The sequence below is a fragment of the Clostridium liquoris genome (genome assembly GCF_002995785.1).
GTDB classification, from domain to species: Bacteria; Bacillota; Clostridia; order Clostridiales; family Clostridiaceae; genus Clostridium_AO; species Clostridium_AO liquoris.
On sequence record NZ_PVXO01000065.1, the window covers coordinates 1 to 18863 of the forward strand.

General features: G+C 30.3%; 19 protein-coding genes and 1 pseudogene. 15 read left to right on the plus strand and 5 right to left on the minus strand.

The features are described 5' to 3' along the window. From CLLI_RS11795 to CLLI_RS11825, 7 genes are all read left to right on the plus strand, one after another. Nucleotides 1–223: ferritin family protein (locus CLLI_RS11795; protein ID WP_479723246.1), on the plus strand; the 223-nt coding region annotated here is incomplete at its 5' end. Nucleotides 224–364: 141 nt separating this feature from the next. After that, a complete protein-coding gene (locus CLLI_RS11800; RefSeq protein WP_106064410.1) occupies nucleotides 365–523 on the plus strand; it encodes a small, acid-soluble spore protein, alpha/beta type in 159 nt (52 codons plus the stop codon). A 199-nt stretch (nucleotides 524–722) separates the two neighbouring features. Beyond that, nucleotides 723–2201 (plus strand): threonine synthase, encoded by a 1479-nt coding sequence (gene thrC / locus CLLI_RS11805; protein WP_106064426.1) that lies wholly within the window; start codon nucleotides 723–725, stop codon nucleotides 2199–2201. An 8-nt stretch (nucleotides 2202–2209) separates the two neighbouring features. Continuing rightward, on the plus strand, nucleotides 2210–3097 hold the full coding sequence (thrB, locus tag CLLI_RS11810; RefSeq protein ID WP_106064411.1) for a homoserine kinase: 888 nt from the start codon (nucleotides 2210–2212) through the stop codon (nucleotides 3095–3097). A 25-nt stretch (nucleotides 3098–3122) separates the two neighbouring features. After that, entirely contained in the window at nucleotides 3123–4442 is a 1320-nt protein-coding gene (locus CLLI_RS11815; RefSeq protein WP_106064412.1) for an aspartate kinase, read from the plus strand. A gap of 10 nt (nucleotides 4443–4452) precedes the next feature. Continuing rightward, nucleotides 4453–5745: a homoserine dehydrogenase gene (locus CLLI_RS11820; protein WP_106064413.1), complete on the plus strand. Its 1293-nt coding sequence runs from the start codon at nucleotides 4453–4455 to the stop codon at nucleotides 5743–5745. An 80-nt stretch (nucleotides 5746–5825) separates the two neighbouring features. Beyond that, complete coding sequence (locus CLLI_RS11825) at nucleotides 5826–6335, plus strand: metallophosphoesterase family protein (RefSeq protein ID WP_106064414.1); 510 nt, start codon at nucleotides 5826–5828, stop codon at nucleotides 6333–6335. 88 nt (nucleotides 6336–6423) lie between these two features. Here the strand turns inward: CLLI_RS11825 and safA are convergent, their stop codons facing one another. After that, nucleotides 6424–7035 carry a SafA/ExsA family spore coat assembly protein gene (gene safA / locus CLLI_RS11830; protein ID WP_106064415.1) on the minus strand — a complete coding sequence of 204 codons (612 nt, stop codon included), beginning with the start codon at nucleotides 7033–7035 and terminating at the stop codon, nucleotides 6424–6426. A gap of 291 nt (nucleotides 7036–7326) precedes the next feature. Between safA and rbsK the strand changes: the two genes are divergently transcribed. The 6 genes from rbsK to CLLI_RS11860 all read left to right on the plus strand — a co-directional run bounded on the left by rbsK (nucleotide 7327) and on the right by CLLI_RS11860 (nucleotide 13229). Then, complete coding sequence (gene rbsK / locus CLLI_RS11835) at nucleotides 7327–8259, plus strand: ribokinase (protein ID WP_106064416.1); 933 nt, start codon at nucleotides 7327–7329, stop codon at nucleotides 8257–8259. A gap of 2 nt (nucleotides 8260–8261) precedes the next feature. Beyond that, complete coding sequence (gene rbsD, locus CLLI_RS11840) at nucleotides 8262–8657, plus strand: D-ribose pyranase (protein ID WP_106064417.1); 396 nt, start codon at nucleotides 8262–8264, stop codon at nucleotides 8655–8657. Nucleotides 8658–8669: 12 nt separating this feature from the next. After that, the gene (locus tag CLLI_RS11845; protein ID WP_106064418.1) at nucleotides 8670–10175 is read left to right on the plus strand and encodes a sugar ABC transporter ATP-binding protein; all 1506 of its coding nucleotides are present in this window, start codon (nucleotides 8670–8672) and stop codon (nucleotides 10173–10175) included. A gap of 34 nt (nucleotides 10176–10209) precedes the next feature. Next, complete coding sequence (locus CLLI_RS11850) at nucleotides 10210–11142, plus strand: ABC transporter permease subunit (protein WP_106064419.1); 933 nt, start codon at nucleotides 10210–10212, stop codon at nucleotides 11140–11142. A 57-nt stretch (nucleotides 11143–11199) separates the two neighbouring features. Beyond that, nucleotides 11200–12123, plus strand: coding sequence for a ribose ABC transporter substrate-binding protein RbsB (gene rbsB, locus CLLI_RS11855; protein WP_106064420.1), 924 nt, complete (start codon nucleotides 11200–11202; stop codon nucleotides 12121–12123). 107 nt (nucleotides 12124–12230) lie between these two features. Beyond that, nucleotides 12231–13229 (plus strand): LacI family DNA-binding transcriptional regulator, encoded by a 999-nt coding sequence (locus CLLI_RS11860; RefSeq protein ID WP_106064421.1) that lies wholly within the window; start codon nucleotides 12231–12233, stop codon nucleotides 13227–13229. A gap of 57 nt (nucleotides 13230–13286) precedes the next feature. On the opposite strand, the gene CLLI_RS14595 is transcribed toward CLLI_RS11860, so the two are convergent. Both CLLI_RS14595 and CLLI_RS11865 read right to left on the minus strand, forming a co-directional pair. Further along, the gene (locus tag CLLI_RS14595; RefSeq protein ID WP_170063723.1) at nucleotides 13287–13457 is read right to left on the minus strand and encodes a hypothetical protein; all 171 of its coding nucleotides are present in this window, start codon (nucleotides 13455–13457) and stop codon (nucleotides 13287–13289) included. Between the two features lie 49 nt (nucleotides 13458–13506). Then, nucleotides 13507–14088 (minus strand): flavin reductase family protein, encoded by a 582-nt coding sequence (locus CLLI_RS11865; protein WP_106064422.1) that lies wholly within the window; start codon nucleotides 14086–14088, stop codon nucleotides 13507–13509. 166 nt (nucleotides 14089–14254) lie between these two features. Between CLLI_RS11865 and CLLI_RS14600 the strand changes: the two are divergent. Both CLLI_RS14600 and CLLI_RS11870 read left to right on the plus strand, forming a co-directional pair. Next, nucleotides 14255–14593, plus strand: a pseudogene (locus CLLI_RS14600) (DUF4912 domain-containing protein); the annotation flags it as partial. A gap of 99 nt (nucleotides 14594–14692) precedes the next feature. Next, nucleotides 14693–16279, plus strand: a complete 1587-nt coding sequence (locus tag CLLI_RS11870) for a glycoside hydrolase family 57 protein (protein WP_170063724.1) — start codon at nucleotides 14693–14695, stop codon at nucleotides 16277–16279. Nucleotides 16280–16381: 102 nt separating this feature from the next. On the opposite strand, the gene CLLI_RS11875 is transcribed toward CLLI_RS11870, so the two are convergent. Together CLLI_RS11875 and CLLI_RS11880 are read right to left on the minus strand one after the other, a co-directional pair. Continuing rightward, a complete protein-coding gene (locus CLLI_RS11875; protein WP_106064424.1) occupies nucleotides 16382–17950 on the minus strand; it encodes a DEAD/DEAH box helicase in 1569 nt (522 codons plus the stop codon). Between the two features lie 174 nt (nucleotides 17951–18124). Continuing rightward, nucleotides 18125–18616: a QueT transporter family protein gene (locus CLLI_RS11880; RefSeq protein WP_106064425.1), complete on the minus strand. Its 492-nt coding sequence runs from the start codon at nucleotides 18614–18616 to the stop codon at nucleotides 18125–18127. Nucleotides 18617–18863: the final 247 nt, after the last annotated feature.

Sequence of the window (18863 nt, forward strand, 5' to 3'; positions counted from 1 at the left end):
ATTTGCAGAATTATTAGGAGAAGTAGTTACAGCAGATACAAAGAAGAATCTAGAAATGAGAGTAGAAGCTGAACAGGGAGCATGCCAGGGAAAGAAGGATTTAGCAACTTTAGCTAAGAAATTAAACTTAGACGCAATTCATGATACAGTACATGAAATGTGCAAAGATGAAGCAAGACATGGTGCAGCTTTCAAAGGTTTATTAAACAGATATTTTAAATAAACTCCATATTATTAACTAACCCCAAACCCATAAAAAACTTATCGATTTAATATCGATAAGTTTTTTTGCTTTTACTTATAAATATATAAATATTGGTTAAATTATAATAGTAACTTTAATAATAGAAGGGAGAAATTAAAATTGTCTCATAAGAACAACAAGAATAGCAAGGATAACAAGAAGTCAGGCCAAAAAACTAAAAAAGAATTAGCAAAAATGAAAATGGAAACTTCTAATGAAATAGGATATTCAAAAGAGTCTAGAAAACTAGGTAAAGATAAAGAGAGAAAAGAAATATAAAACAGAATAAATTTAAAGGCAGTAATTCTTCAATATTACTGCCTTTTTAAATCTAAAAAACTATTTCTTATTAAAATTAATAAAAAATAGTTTGTACTCGTGAAAAATACACTTGACTTTCATAAACGAACATTGTAGCATAATATAAAAGAAATAATTTAACTAGTATATATAAATGAATGGGGTGGGATTATTGCAAATAATGTATAAGGGTACAAGGGGAGAAAAAAGTATAAATTCCTCAGAAGCTATAATAAAGGGGATTGCAGAAGCTGGGGGATTATACATACCAAATGAATTTCCTAAAATTGATATACCATTTTCAAAATTGATTAATTATGATTATAGGCAATTATCTGTATATATATTAAAAAAATATTTAACCGATTTTACAAAGGAAGAAATAGAGTATTGTGTCAATAATGCCTATGATGATAAATTTGAAAAAGGGGAGATAGCCCCATTAGTTAAGGTAGAAGAAGAATTTTTTTTAGAACTTTATCATGGGTCAACCTTAGCATTTAAAGATATGGCACTATCTATATTACCTTATTTATTAAAGACTGCCTGTAAAAAATTAAACATAAAAGATGAAATAGTAATACTTACAGCTACATCTGGAGACACTGGTAAAGCAGCGTTACAAGGATTTGCTAATGTAGAGGGAACTAAGATAATAGTGTTTTTCCCAGAGAAAGGTGTAAGTTCCATTCAAAAAGCACAAATGGTAACCCAACAAGGAGAAAATACACATGTTGTAGGTATATACGGAAACTTTGATGATGCTCAAAAAGCAGTAAAAGAAATATTTAATGATAAAGAATTTAATAACTTATTAAAAGATAAAAAATATATGCTTTCATCAGCTAACTCTATAAATATAGGGAGGCTTATTCCTCAAGTAGTATACTATGTTTATTCATATTTATCTATGCTAAAACATGGAGAAATTAAAGAAGGAGAAAGTATAAATGTATGTGTACCTACAGGAAATTTTGGAAATATATTAGCTGCTTATTATGCTAAGAAAATGGGACTTCCTATAAATAAATTAATATGTGCTTCTAATGAAAATAATGTACTTTGTGATTTCTTTAATGAGGGCATATATAATAAAAATAGAGAGTTTAAGGTTACAAGTTCTCCTTCTATGGATATATTGGTATCTAGCAATTTAGAGAGACTTTTATATCATATTAGTAATGGGGATGAAGATTTAGTAAGTGATTTAATGAAGAAACTTAATATGGAGGGAAAATATATAATAAATGAAAGCATGAAGGAGAAATTAAAAGATTTTTATTCTGGATTTGCTAATGATAAAGAAACTTATAAGATTATAGAAAATACATTTAAAGATAATGGATATTTAATGGATACGCATACGGCGGTAGCTTATAAAGTGTATAAAGATTATAAAAATGCTATGAATGACAATAAAAAAACTATTATTGTATCAACAGCTAGTCCTTTTAAATTTCCTAGAGATGTATGCAAAGCATTGGGAATAGATAATAATGATTTAAATGATTTTCAATTATTATATAGGCTTTCTTCCTTTACAAATATAAATATTCCTAATTCTATAAGAAATATAGAAAACAGGGAAGTTATTCACAATAATTTGTGTAAAAAAGAAGAAATAAAATCTGAAATAGAAAAATTTCTTAAGGTATAGGTGATATTATGATTGAAGTAGTGGTGCCAGCAACTAGTGCTAATTTTGGACCTGGATTTGATACATTAGGTGTAAGTTTAAATTTATATAATAGATTTTATATAGAAGAGATAGAAAAGGGATTAGTTATTGAAGGCTGTGCGGAAGAGTATAAAAATGAGGATAATTTAGTATACACTTCCATGAAAAGATGTTTTAAAAAATTAGGGTATAAGGAAGAAGGAATAAGGATAATAATAGAATCTGATATACCTTCATCAAGGGGCTTAGGAAGCAGTGCAGCCTGCATTGTTGGAGGAATACTAGGGGCTAATAGTATTGCTGGAAATAAACTAAATAAAGATGAGATGTTAAAATTAGCTACGGAGATAGAAGGACATCCTGATAATGTAGCACCTGCTATTTTAGGTGGAATGACTGCAGCTATTTATGAAGACAATAATGTATATTATGATAAAATAAAAATTAAAGAAGGAATTAAATTTTGTGCTTTAATTCCAAATTTTAAACTATCTACGGAAAAGAGCAGGGAAGTTCTTCCTAAAGAAGTGGCATACAAAGATGCTGTATTTAATGTAGGAAGAGTATCCTTAATGATAACCTCGCTCATAAATGGTAATTATGATTTGCTGAAAATAGCTTGTAAAGACAAGCTCCATGAACCTTATAGAAGTAGATTAATAGAGGATTATGATAAAATTATTGACCTTTGTAATGATTCTGGAGCATTAGGGGTTTTCTTAAGTGGTGCAGGACCTACAATTATGATATTATTAGAAGAAAAAAATACGCAATTTTATAAAAACATAAAAGGATTATTAAAAAATCTAAAGAAAGTTTGGAAGTTTAAAGAACTTCACATGGATTTAAAAGGAGCCATTGCAAAAGAATATTAAAATTTAAAGGAAATGGGGTAATATAATGAAGAATACTATTGTTGCTAAGTTTGGAGGAAGTTCTCTTGCGGATAGCCTTCAGTTTAATAAAGTAAAGGCTATAGTGCTGGGAGACGAGAGAAGAAAATACATAATTCCATCAGCACCAGGTAAAAGAAATAAAGGAGATCAAAAAATTACTGATTTACTTTATCTATGTCAGGCCCATGTTCAGCATAATATTGCTTTTAATGATGTGTTTAATGTAATAGAAAATAGATTTCTACAGTTAGTAGAAGAATTAGATGTAACAATTGATATAAAAAAATACTTGGAAGAGATAAAAATAAATATTGCCCGAGGTGCCTCAGCTGACTATACAGCAAGTAGAGGAGAATATTTAAATGGACTTATATTATCAGATTTTCTTCACTATGAATTTGTAGATCCTGCAGAAATAATTTTCTTTAAAAAGAATGGAATTTTTGATGAAGAAAGAACTCAGAAGGCAGTAAGTGAAAGATTATTAAAAATAGATAAAGCTGTTATACCAGGATTTTATGGTTCTATGCCTAATGGAAATATTAAAACCTTTTCTAGGGGAGGCTCTGATATAACAGGCTCCATTATAGCCAGAGGAGTAAATGCGGATTTATATGAGAATTGGACAGATGTATCTGGTTTCTTGATGGCTGATCCTAGAATAGTGGAAAACCCTAAAAGCATTAAAAAGATTACCTATAGAGAACTGCGAGAGTTATCTTATATGGGGGCTACAGTGCTACATGAAGAAGCAATTTTTCCTGTAAAAAGAGAAGGAATCCCTATAAATATTAAGAATACAAATTCGCCAGATGATGAAGGAACTTTTATAATAAATGATTTAGAACTATTAAATGATATGGGAACTATTACAGGAGTAGCAGGTAAAAAGGACTTTACAGTTATAACAATTGAAAAAAATATGATGAATATTGAACAAGGATACTGTCGTAAAGTACTTTCGATACTAGAAGAAAATAGCGTATCTTTTGAGCATATGCCTTCAGGTGTAGATACAGTATCTCTTGTAGTTGCACAGTCACAGCTTCAGGATAAGCTAGAAAAAATATTAAAGGAAATTGAAATGAAATGTAATCCTGACAATATAGAAATACATCCTGACATGGCATTGGTAGCAATAGTTGGAAGAGGTATGTTAAGAAGCATAGGAACCTCTGCAAGGATTTTTGATGCTTTAGCTAAGAATGATATAAATGTAAGAATGATAAGTCAGGGATCAAGTGAAATAAATATAATTGTAGGAGTGGAAAATAAGGACTTTGAAAATGCAATAAGGGCTATATATAATGCATTTTCAAAATAAGGAGGACATTATGAGAGAGGTAAAAATAGCTTTATTGGGGTTTGGAAATGTAGGCAAGGGTGTTTGGAAAATATTAAATATGAATAGTGAAGAACTTATAAAAAGATCTGGATATCATATTAAAATAGGTAAAATTCTTATAAGAGATATTAATAAAGCAAGAGATTTAGATGTACCAAAGGAGCTTTTCACTACAAATTTTGAAGATATTATTGAAGATGACAGCATTGATATAATTGTAGAGCTTATGGGAGGAATTGAGCCAGCTGTTGATTATATGCTACAGGGAATGAAAAGAAAAAAGCATATTGTTACAGCAAATAAAATGGCTATTGCTACAAAAGGCAATACACTTATAAAAACTTCTAGAGAAGAAGGGGTAATGTTCTACTTTGAGGGCAGTGTAGCGGGAGGAATACCTATAATTCATGGATTAAATGATAATCTGGTAGCTAATAAAATAGAGGAAGTAATAGGCATAATAAATGGAACCACAAACTATATTTTAACTAAAATGACTCAAGAAAAAATAAGTTTTGAGCAAGCTTTAGCAGAAGCACAAAAAAAAGGTTATGCGGAAGCTGACCCAACTTCTGATGTAGAGGCCTTTGATGCAGTTTATAAATTGTGTATTTTAGCTTCATTGGCTTTTGATACAATTGTAAGCGTAAACTCCATTTATAGGGAAGGTATAAATAATGTAAAGCCTATTGATATAGAATATGCAAGGGAATTTGGTTATGTAATAAAACTTTTAGGCATAATTAAGGAAACAAATGGCGAATTAGAATTAAGAGTACATCCAACTATGGTACCTGCAGAACACCCTTTAGCTAATGTAAATGATTCTTTTAATGCTATATTTCTAAAAGGTAATGCAGTAGGCGATTTAATGTTCTATGGCAGGGGAGCAGGTGAGTTGCCAACAGGTAGTGCGGTAGTAGGAGATATAGTTTCCATACTAAGGAATAAAGAAAAATCTTCTTACTATCCATGTTTAAAAAATGAAGGATATAAAAAAATAAAAGATATAGAGGAAGTAAAATGTGAATATTATATTAGGATAACTGTAAAAGATAAGCCAGGTGTTTTAGGAGAAATATCAAGTATATTTGGTAAAAACAATGTAAGTATACTTTCTGTTATCCAAAAAGGAAAGAGGGAAGAACTGGTTTCATTAGTATTTATAACTCATAGCACTTTAGAAGGCAATATAAATAAATCAATAGGTATGATAAAAGCTTTGAATGATTCTGAAAAAATAGAAAATATAATAAGAATAGAAAATCTAGGCATGGACTAGGCTGTCAATTGTCAACCATAAACTAAAAAAGTGCGTCACTTTATACAAACTATTCATAATATATATTGCTGGATATAATTATGATAGAAGGTGAGGTATTGAAAATAGGTATAATTTCTGATACCCATATAACAAAGCATGGTGATAATATAAATAAAATAATTGATAAATACTTTAAGGATGTAGATATGATTATTCATGTAGGAGACTTTAATTCAATGGATGTTATAAATAATATAAAAAAGAAAAAGAAATTCATGGGGGTTTTTGGAAACAACGATAGCAGTACTGTAAAACAATATTTAAAAGAGAAGGATATAATAAATATAGAGGGATACAAAATCGGCATGTTTCATGGACATGGTGATAAAAAAACTTCTATAGAAAGAGCCTATGATGAATTTAAGGATAGTAAAGTAGATATAATAATATTTGGTCATAGTCATCAACCTATAATAAAAACAAAGAATAAAATATTAATGATAAATCCAGGTTCACCTAGCCGTAAGCTTAAGGAAAGATGGTATTCTTATATAGTATTAGAATTAGATAAAAAGAAAATTGAAGCAAAGATAGTATTTTTTAATTAATAGTAAATATTAAAGTGAACAGTTAAGTAAATTTCCGCAAAGTAAGAAGAAATCTACATATACTGTTCACTAATAGAATATATTTATGCTATAGAGGTTTAATAAACATTTGTGTCCAATAGCATATTCCATTTTTATCTTTTGCTAGACCTACTCCTATTTGAATATAAGTAGGACTTAAAATATTGCTTCTATGTCCAGGGGAGTTCATCCAAGCAGTTACAACTTCCTGTGGGGTTCTTTGACCCATTGCTATATTTTCACCAGCGGCAGTGAATCTAAGACCAAAGGATTCCATCATGGCAAAAGGAGATCCATAAGTTGGAGAAGTATGAGAAAAGTAATTTTTATCTATCATATCTTGAGATTTATATCTGGCAACTCTGGATAATTCCCAGTTTTCTTTTAATGTAGGCAATCCATATTTGCTTCTTTCTATGTTAACTAATCTTATAACTTCACTTTCTTGAGACTTTATATCTTGCATATTTGGTAGTAATACTTTCTGCCCTGAGTATATTAAATTTGGATTTTTTATTTGAGGGTTTTCAGCAATTAATTCACTTATTCCAACTTGATTTTTTACGGCTATTTGCCATAAACTATCTCCTGGTTGTACAGTATATGTTAATGGAGCCGCAGATACCGTACTAGCAATTAAAAATATACAAAATAGAGACGTAAATATTTTTTTTAGCATAATAAAATCACCTCAAGATTAGTCTTAATTTTTATAAATAATTTATGCTAAGTATTTTATAGATATATTACTATATATTACTCATTTCATAACATTAAAAGCTATAATATATATTTTTTAAGTGAGGAACATTTCTTTTATTTCCAAAGGAATAGAGTAGCATATATAAAATTATTTTTTTAAATATGTATAATAATGCTTTATTTAAACGTTGACAAAAAAAAATAAATAATATATAATACACTTAACCGGTTTACTAAACCGGTTAAGCAAAAGAGGTGAGAAGCATATATGAGTAATATTTGTGTATTGGGTAGTATTAATATGGATATAGTATTAAGGGTTGATAGAATGGTAAAAACAGGAGAAACAATACTTTCTAAAGACTTTAAAAAGGTTCCAGGTGGAAAGGGTGCAAATCAGGCAGTTGCTGCTAGAAGACTTGGAGCAAATGTATACATGATAGGAAAAGTTGGACATGATGGTAATGGTGATATGTTGCTTAAGGCCCTTGAAAACGATGACATAAATTTAACATATACTTTAATAGATAGTAAAGAGCCCACAGGTATGGCAATAATTAATGTGGATGATAATGGGAACAATTCTATAATAGTAGTTCCAGGATCTAATATGAAGATAACAAAGGCAGAAATTAATAATTCAGAAGAAATTATAAAAAATTCTAATGTAATAATAGCTCAATTTGAAACTCCAGTGGAAGTTACTACAGAAGCTTTTAAAATTGCTAAAAATTATGGAGTTATAACCATATTAAATCCAGCTCCTGCAAAGGAAATTAAAGATGAACTTTTAAAATATACAGATATAGTTGTGCCAAACGAAACAGAGGCCTATGAGCTTACAAAAATAAAAATAGAAGATGAGATTAGCATAAAAAAAGCAGCAAAGATATTTATGGGAAAAGGAGTAAAGTTTGTAATAATCACTTTAGGCGAGAATGGAGCGGCTTTAGTTTCAGAAAATCATTACTGTGTAGTACCGGCATATAAGGTAAAAGCTGTAGATACAACTGCAGCAGGAGATAGCTTTATAGGAGCAGTGGCAAATAAGCTTAATTCCTGTGATGGATTGAGTTTTGAAGCTATAAAGAAGGCCGTGGAGTTTGGAAATAAAGTATCTTCTATAACTGTTCAAAGGCAGGGAGCACAACCTTCTTTGCCTTCTTTAGAGAAAGTAATAGAAATTTACGGGGAGGAATAGTTATGAAAAAAACAGCATTGTTAAATAGTAATATATCTTCTGTAATATCAAAAATGGGACATACTGATTCATTGGCTATAGGAGATTGTGGACTTCCTATTCCTAAAGAAACAGAAAGAATTGATTTAGCTCTTATTAAAGGTATACCAACTTTTATGGATACTTTGAGAGCTGTTTTAATGGAGCTTCAAGTAGAGGAAGTGGAAATAGCAAAAGAAGCTGTGGAAGTAAGTCCAACGCTTTATAAAGAAATAGAAAAAGAATTAGGAAATGTAAAAATCACTCTTATAAGTCATGAGGAATTAAAAAAGAGGTTAAAAAATTGTAAGGCTGTTATTAGAACTGGGGAACAGACGCCTTATGCTAATATAATATTAAAATCAGGAGTGGTTTTTTAAGGAGGAAAGAATATGGAAATAAAGAAGCCTCTTTTAGAAATGATAAATATATCTAAATCTTTTCCAGGGGTAAAGGCACTGCAAAATGTAAATTTAAAAGCCTATGGTGGAGAAGCATTAGCACTGGTTGGTGAAAATGGAGCAGGAAAATCCACATTGATGAAAATACTTAGTGGAGTATATAAGAAAGATGAAGGAAAGATTTTAATAGATGGTAATGAAGTAAATGTAAGCGGAATAAGCGATGCAGAAAATTTGGGCATTTCCATTATACATCAGGAATTAAGTTTACTTCCTAACTTAACTATATATGAAAATATATTCTTAGGAAATGAAAAATATAGTGGTGCTTTTAGGAAGCTAGATAAAAAATATATGAAAGAAAAAAGCACTGAACTTTTATCAAAAATTGGATTTAAAATAAAGCCTGATACCATAGTAAAAAATTTAAATGTGGGCGAAATGCAGATGATAGAAATAATAAAGGCTATATCAAAGAATTCTAAAATAATAATTATGGATGAGCCTACCACTGCATTGACAGATGTAGAAACTAAAAAACTATTTGAAGTTATTGAAAAATTAAAATCTCATGGTATTGCAATTATATATATATCTCATAGATTGGATGAAATATTCCAAATATGTGATAGTGTTACTGTATTAAGAGATGGAAAATATATAGGAGATGCAAAGGTAAAACAGGTCTCAAAAGATGATCTTATAGCCATGATGGTAGGAAGAAAATTAGATGAGCAATTTCCTTATAGAGATGAAAAAAAGGGAGAAGTCTTGCTAAAGGTAGAAAACTTATGCTATAAAAATAAAGTGAAGAATGTTTCCTTCTATGTAAGGGAAGGTGAAATCTTAGGCATAGCAGGGCTTATGGGTTCAGGAAGAACAGAAGCTGCTAAAACCATATTCGGAGAATATAAGAAGTCTTCAGGTGATATATATGTTGGAGGAAAAAAGGTGAATATAAATTCTCCTAAGGATGCCATAGAATATGGAATTGCTTATTTATCTGAAGATAGAAAAAAAGAAGGCATTGTACTAAATATGTCTGTTAGAGAAAATATGAGTATTTGCAATTTGAAGAAATATGAAAATTCATTAAAGAGAATAGATAAGAAGGAAGAATTAGAAGATGTAAATACTTATATAAAGAAGTTATCAGTAAAAACCCCATCACCAGCTCAGTTAATCAAAAATTTAAGTGGTGGAAATCAGCAGAAGGCAATAATTGCAAAGTGGATAATGGTTTCTCCAAAAGTTTTAATTATAGATGAGCCCACTAGGGGAATAGATGTTGGTGCAAAAAAAGAAATATATGAAGTATTAAATGAACTTAAAAAGATGGGAAAAGCAATAATTATGATTTCCTCCGATATGCCAGAAATTCTAGGAGTAAGTGATAGAATAATAGTTATGAGCGAAGGAAAGCTATCAGGGGAGCTATCTAGAAAAGAAGCTACTCAGGAAAATATAATGAAATATGCTGTAAGTATTAATAATTAAATCCATTTTAATTTTAAATGAAGGAGAAAGGGAAATGAGTAAAGATATAAAAAGTAATCTTTTGAAATATAAATCTTTATTAGGGTTAGTTTTACTCTGCATAGTGATATCCATTATTACACCAAGATTTTTAAATGTTATAAATATAATGAATGTACTAACACAGGTTTCAGTAAATGCAATTCTTGCTATAGGTATGTCCTTTGTAATTCTTACAGGAGGAATTGATCTTTCTGTAGGATCAACTCTTGCTATATCAGGAGCTGTTGCTGCTACTTTAATTAAATCAAATGGTAGTATGGTTATGGCTTTAGTGGTAGCATTGGCAATTGGTGCATTAATTGGACTATTAAATGGAATAATAATATCAAAAGGAAAGATACAGGCATTTATAGCTACTTTAGCTACAATGACTATATTTAGAGGAGCTACATTAGTTTATACCAATGGTACACCTGTATCAGCTCTTCCAGAAAATTTTATGCTTATAGGAAATAAGAAGCTGGCAGGAATTATTCCAATGCCTGCTGTAATAACTTTGGTTGTATTATTAATTGCTTGGTATGTATTAAATGAAACCAGATATGGCAGATATGTATATGCTCTTGGAGGCAATGAGGATTCAGCAAGACTCTCAGGTATAAATACAGATAAGATTAAGATAATTGTTTATGTAATATGTGGTATAATGGCAGCTTTAAGCGGAGTTATTGTTACAAGCAGGGTTGGTTCAGCTTCCCCTAATGCAGGTACTGGTTTTGAACTAGATGCAATAGCAGCTGTAGTACTTGGAGGAACAAGTCTTGCAGGTGGAGAAGGAACTGTAGTTGGAACTATAATAGGTGCCATGATAATAGGAGTTCTAAATAATGGATTAAATCTTATGAATGTATCACCATATTATCAGCTTATAGTTAAAGGATTTGTTATATTATTAGCTATACTTTTGGACAAAAAAAATAAATAGTTAACAAATTAAAATAATTATAATAAAAAGGTCAAATAAAAAGGAGGAGAAATTTTTATGAAAAGCAAAAAAATTAAAATGCTCTCTTTGGTTCTAACTGGAATGTTCGTGGTTGGAGGATTAACTGGCTGCGGAAAAACTGAGGACAAAGATACCAAAAAACCAGCAGCAGAAAACAAAAAAATAGGTATGGTAATTTCTACATTAAACAATCCATTTTTTGTATCCATGAAGGATGGAGCTACTAAGAAGGCTAAAGAATTAGGTTATGATTTAGTTGTCGTTGATTCACAAAATGATGCAGCAAAGGAAAGATCTAATGTGGAAGATCTTGCTCAACAAGGAGTAGGGGCAATAATTATTAATCCAACTGATAGCGATGCTGTAGCTAATGCAATACAGGTTGCTAATGGAAAGAAAATACCAGTACTTACTGTAGATAGAAAAGCTAATAAAGGAGACGTTGTATGCCATATAGCTTCAGATAATGTAAAGGGTGGAAAAATGGCAGCAGACTTCATACTTGAAAAGATGGGTGGAAAAGGGAACATAGTTGAGCTACAAGGAATACCAGGGGCTTCAGCTACAAGAGATAGAGGAAAAGGATTCCATGAAGGAGTAGACGGAAAAGAAGGAGTAAAGGTAGTAGCAAGTCAGCCAGCAGATTTTGATAGACAAAAGGGATTAAGTGTAATGGAAAATATAATGCAAGCTACACCAAACTTCCAAGCAGTATTTGCTCACAATGATGAAATGGCATTAGGCGCTGCAAAGGCATTAAAGGGAAAAAATATTATAGTTGTAGGTTTTGATGGGAATGATGATGCAGTAAAAGCAGTTCAAAATGGTGAAATGGCAGCTACAATTGCACAGCAGCCTGATTTAATGGGAAGCTTAGCAGTAGAAAATGCTATAAAGGTTATAAAGGGAGAAAATGTAGAAAAAGAAATTCCTGTTGATTTAAAACTTATAAAAAAATAATAGGATCTTTTAAAATCCAGGATTTTATTAAACCCTGGATTTTATTAAATAAATAAATATGATAATATGTAATAGACATATTAAAATTTAAATCTAGAGGGATATACATGAAAAAGGTTACAATGATGGATATTGCTATAAAAGCTAATGTATCAAAAACTACAGTTTCTATGGTGATAAATAATAGAGATGCAAATATAAGTGAAGAAACTAAACAGAGAATATTAAAAATAGCTAAAGAACTAAATTATATTCCTAATTCTGTGGCTAGAAGTTTAAGTACTAAAAAATCACAAACCATAGGTATTATACTTCCTGATATAACCAATCCTTTTTTTTCAGAAATGGCAAGAGCCATTGAAGATAGTGCTAATAATTTAGGGTATAATGTAATATTTTGTAATACAGATAATGGGGAAGCTAAAGAAGAAAAATATACTAAACTGCTTGTAAGTAAATTAGTAGATGGTGTTATTTTTATCTCCGGTGGTGAAAGCGATAAATCCATAAATATTTTAAGAAACAATAATATTCCATTTGTAGTGGTGGATAGACCAATAAATGATGATAAGGATTATTATGGTATATATTGCTTGAATAAAGAAGGAGTTAAAAAAGGTATAAAGTATTTAATAAGTAAAAACAAGAAAAAGATTGCCTTTGTAAAAGGTCCACAGGAACTAGAAAATGCTAGAGAAAGATTTTGTGGCTATAAAGAAGTTATGGATGAATATGAGCTCTATAATAAATCTTTAATATTTCATGGCGACTTTACTATAGAAAGTGGTATAAAAGCTACAGCAGAAATTATTGAAAATGTGCCTGATGTGGAAGCTATATTTTATAGTAATGATATGATGGCTTATGGTGGAATAAAGTTTTTAATTAGAAATGGATATAGAATACCTGAAGATGTAGGCGTTATTGGTTTTGATAATATAGGAATTTCGAAATTTTGTGAGCCAGAACTTACTACTATTTCACAGCCAATTTATAATATGGGAAGAGAAGCCTGCAAATTATTAATAAACATAATAAAAGGAAGTAGTATACCTAAAAATCGTATATATTTTGATACAGATCTCATTATAAGGGATACAGTATAGTTCTGAAAATTATTAATATAAGGCAAATTGAGTAGAACCTATAACTATAAGTTCTACTCAATTTGCTTTTAATATAATATCCAACAACATTATAGTAGTTTTTTCAGATTTGCAAACATTAAAATTAATTATATTAGTGGTTGAATTTTTATATCCTAAGTATATTAATATGATTTCAATTAAAAGTATAAAAAGTAAGGTAAATAATAGCTTCTTAAATTTTGACATTTGCCCATCCCCCCTAATGTATTCTATGAGGTATGGACAAGTAACAGAATTATTTTCTTTTAATCTTTTTCTTTTGAACGGAAAAACCAAACTTTCCAATAGGTTTTTCAGGAATAGGGAAATACTCTCCATGGGAATAACAAATTAGATTAGCTTTTTCTAGATGAATTTTTCCTGCTTTATCAATTAGTTCTTCTTCTACTTGTATAGTTACAACTTCTGCTAAAAATAAATGGTGACTACCCAAAGGAATTATTTCTTTTAATTTGCATTCTAATGCTACAGGGCACTCCTTAATAATTGGAGCGTTAACAACTTCAGCTTTTTCAAGGGTGAAATTACATTTACTTATTTTATCAATAACTTTTCCAGATCTAACTCCGCAATAATCTACTTTTTTTACTAAAGATTTTTGGGGTAGATTTACCACAAATTCTCTTGTATCTTTAATATATTCATAAGATAATCTTTCGGGTCTTATGGCAACTGTTATCATAGGAGGCTTTGTACAAGCAGTCCCAATCCATCCAACAGTAAAAATATTTGGCTTTCCTTCTTTACTTTTAGAAGTTATTAATGCTACAGGCACAGGATTTAGCATGGTACTTCCTTTAAATAAAATTTTAGTCATAATTGTCTATCCTCCGTCAATATTATATAAAGCATTGGTTATTTTGTTATAAGCATTATTATATATGAAGTAAAGGAATTTTTAAATCCATGTAGAAGTAAATACTATATGGAAAAAGCAATTAATTTTGATCAAAGTTTATAAATTATTAAGAAGAGGTGAGATAATGCCCCAAATTGATAAACCTAAAATAGTACTTATGGTACAGAGTGCTAATACTCTCTTTTGTTATTATAACATTTCACCAATTACTTTAAAGGAGTTTACAGATAAATATGGAGAAGGATCCTTACAAAATTCAAAAGCTGCTTTAAAAGTTTACTCTGTAGATAATGGTGTAGAAAAAGAATTACAGACCATATTTATTGATCCTTTTGCTGATAATTGGTATATACATTTAGACAAAGGCGATATTGATGTATTTGTGAAATTAGGAAGATATCTTGAGAATAACACCTTTGTAGAGTTTGCTGTTTCCAATATAGTTACTACTCCAAGATTAGGTGAATCAGAAGATAGAAGAGTTTATTATATAGATGTTTCTGAGCAGCAGATTCCTACCAAAGATAATAATGAAAAAAGGGAAGATAAACAGGGAGCATTTATGAAAAAGGGATATGTAGCTTTGGTATTACATAGCCATATACCTTTTATTAGGCATCCGGAAAAGGAAGATGCATTAGAGGAAAGATGGCTCTTTGAGGCTATGAGTGAGTGCTATATACCTTTGATAGGAGTTTATGACAAGCTTATAGATGAACACATAGATTTTAAAATAACCATGTCCATTACCCCTACTTTAATGGCTATGCTACAAGATCCATATTTGAACAATAAATATATAGTATATTTAAAAAAATCCATTGAATTATCGGAAAAGGAAATAGTAAGAAATAAAAATAATAAACAATTAAGCAAATTAGCCGAATTTTATAATGAAAGATTTAATAATATTTACTCCATATATAAAAAGTATGACTACAATTTAATGAATGCTTTCAAAAAATTTGATAAGCTTGGGTATTTGGAAATAATAACTTGTTCTGCTACTCATGGATTATTACCTCTTCTTAGTGTTAATCCTGAAACTGTAAAGGCTCAGCTTGCAATTGGAATTCAATATTATATGGATATCATAGGACACGAACCTAAGGGAATATGGCTTCCAGAATGTGCCTATGCTTATTCCCTGGATTCTGTTTTAAAAGAATTTGGTATTAGATATTTTATAAGTGAAAACAAGGCAATAGTTAATGCTTCCCAAAGGCCTAAATATGGAACTTATGCTCCCATTTCAACCTCTAATGGGATATGTGCCTTTGGAAGGGACATGGAATCTTCCTATCAAGTGTGGAGCAGCTTTAATGGCTATCCTGGGGATTATAATTATAGAGAGTTTTATAGGGATATAGGTTATGAATTACCAATGGACTATATAGCCCCTTATATAGATAAAAAGGGTATAAGAATAGATACCGGCATTAAATATTATAGGGTTACAGGAAATACTGAAAATAAGGATTACTATAATAGAGAAATGGCTATGAAAAAAGCAAAAGAACATGGTGAGCATTTTGCAAATAGCAGGCATAATCAAATAAATACAGTTAGTAGGAATATGGATGAGGTACCAATAATAGTAAGCCCTTATGATACAGAGCTTTTTGGTCATTGGTGGTTCGAAGGGCCAAATTTTATTTATGAATTTATAAAGAAATCTTCAGAACAATGGACTTCCTATGAGCTAACTACTCCCGGAACATACTTAGAAGAACACCCTTTTGTTCAGTGTAGTAGACCTTGTCCTTCAAGTTGGGGAGAAAACAGCGATTATTCTGTTTGGGTAAATCCATCTAATGATTGGATATATAGGGATTTGCACAGTTGTGGCGGGAAAATGATAAGATTAGCAAATACCTATAAAGAACCAGATAATTTGGAAAAGAGAGCATTGAATCAAGCTGCCAGGGAACTTTTGCTAGCAGAGTCTTCTGATTGGTCTTTTATTATTAAAAATAATACTACTGTGCAGTATGCAGCACAAAGAATAAACACTCATATAGAAAGATTTAATAAATTATATGAGGAAATAACAAATGAATCTATAGATGAAAAAAATCTATGTATAATTGAAGATTTGGACAATATATTTCCTAATATTGACTATAAGTTGTATAGAAGCATAAACTAAAAAAATTACGAAGTAATTTTTTTTAGTTGACAGTTGACAGATGACAATTGTCAATTGTCAACTAAAAAATTGGTCACAATTTTTTAAATTTTGTTAATTATTTTATTTACTATTGTTAGCAACTTCAATTTTTACTTTTCTACCATTTAATTTTTTGCCATATGCATTTTTTAAAATTCTATCTACTACGTCTTCATCTACATTTATAAAGGAGAATTTTTCTAAGATATCTATATCTCCTATGCTAGAAGAATTGATTTTAGCATTGTCTGTAATGAATTCTATTAAGCTCCTAGGATTAATTTTATCCATTCGTCCAACAGTTAAAAATAATCTTACATGGTTAGCAGAACCTATAGCGTTTTCGGTATAGTCATAGCTTAATTTTTCTTCAAAGGTCATCTTCATTAAAGCAGCAGCTACATCTACTAAGTTAAATTCTTCATCTAATTCCATAGCTAAAGGCGTAAAGTTACTAAAATCTCCTTCTTCTATGGTTTTTCTAATATCTTTTACTAGAGCTTTATATTTTGATTCCATTATATCATCTAAAGTAGGGATATCTTTTCTTCTAATTTTGCTCTTTGTAAATCGTTCTATTTCTTTTAAAACTACATACTCTTTTGGAGTTACTAAGGAATAAGCAATACCTTCTGCATTTGCTCTTCCAGTTCTTCCTATTCTGTGTACGTAGGATTCTGTATCTTGAGGCAAATCATAATTAATTACATGAGACACACCTTTTACATCTATTCCCCTAGCAGCTACATCTGTTGCAACTAAAAATTCTAAAGTACCTTCTCTAAATTTTTTGAGGGTATTTATTCTATGATTTTGTGCCATGTCACCATGCATACCTTCTACGTTATATCCTCGCATTTGCATAGATTCAACTACCTCATCTACTCCTTTTTTAGTTTTGCAAAATATAATTGCACTAGATGGTTCATCTAAATCTAAAATTCTACAAAGGGTTTCGAATCTATCCTTGTTCTTTATTTCAAAGTAGAATTGTTTTGTTTTATCAACAGTTACTGTATTTTTTATTATTGCTATATGCCTTGGATTTGGTCTCATATATTTTGTAGCAAGTCTCTTCATAGGACCAGGCATGGTAGCTGAAAATAATAAAGTCTGCCTATGGTCATTTGTATTCTTTATTATAGTTTCAATATCATCGATAAAGCCCATGTTTAACATTTCATCTGCTTCATCCAGTACTAAATAGCTTATTCCACCAAGCTTTATAGTTCCTCTATCTATATGATCTAGTATTCTTCCAGGAGTACCAACTACAATGTCAACTCCTTTTTTTAATGATTTAATCTGTCTATCTATTGGTTGACCTCCATAGATAGGAAGTAAACGGGTTCTTGTATATTTAGATAGTCTTGCTAGTTCATCTGTAATTTGAATGGCTAATTCCCTTGTAGGAGTTAATATTAAAGCACTTATGTTATTTGTACCTTTTTTAATCTTGCTGATAATAGGTGCTCCAAAGGCCAAAGTTTTTCCTGTACCTGTTTGAGCCTGACCTATCATATCCTCGCCGCTTAATACTACAGGAATAGCTTCAGCTTGTATTTGAGAAGGCTCTTCAAATCCTAAATCATCTATAGCCTTTAATACGTCTTCATTCAGCTGTAAATCTGAAAATTTAATATTTTCCATTATTTTATCAATCCTCTTTCTTTTTATAAGTATGTAATTATTATTTGCAATATATATATTTTTTATAAAGTGAAGCCTGCAGTATATTTATAATCATAAATGAAATTAATAAAAAGGCAGTATTTACTGCCTTCCTCAATTAAAAAAACTTATAATAAAGTTTATTCATTTACTTCAGAAAAATTTCTGCAGCTCTTTGTTTTTCTCAATCACAAACAACAGTGGCAATCCCAATCCATAACAACAAAGTAATTCACCTAATGCAACTTGCAGCATAGTAATAAATAATGGCCAGTGTAAAGTGTATTGTAATAGAATCCCAATTACTATAGCATTAATTATTACTGGCGGCAAAGGTGAAAGGTATTTTTTATATTTCAGGTTACTCTTTCCAATTAAATAGGTAAGTATAGCTCCAATTAATGTAGCAAGGGAACCAAATATAATATCCAAAGGTCCAACTGGACTTAATAAGTTTGCTATAATACAACCTAAAAACAACCCAGGTATTGCAGCTGGTGTGAAGTAGGGTAGGATTGTAAGAGCCTCCGCAACTCTAAATTGAGATGCTTGATAACTCATTGGATAAGTTAGAAACATAGTTATTACCGCATATATTGCCGCAATAACAGCAGCAATTGTTAGATCTCTAGTTCTTTTTTTCATTTTTAGTACCTCCATAGTTTTGTTTTAAGACAGGATGGTTACGAACTGTCTTAGCTATATGATTTAGCCTTATATAGTGTAATATATATTTATCAATAAGTCAATAAATATTTCATTCCTAGTTTGTGTCAAGTTAAAGTGGGCAATTTATTTTTTGAATTTTTCCCATTATAAATTCAGTTGAAAATTTTATCCAATAGGGCTTCGCCCGCGGCCCGAAAGGGCGTACTTATCCCCTTAATTTTTT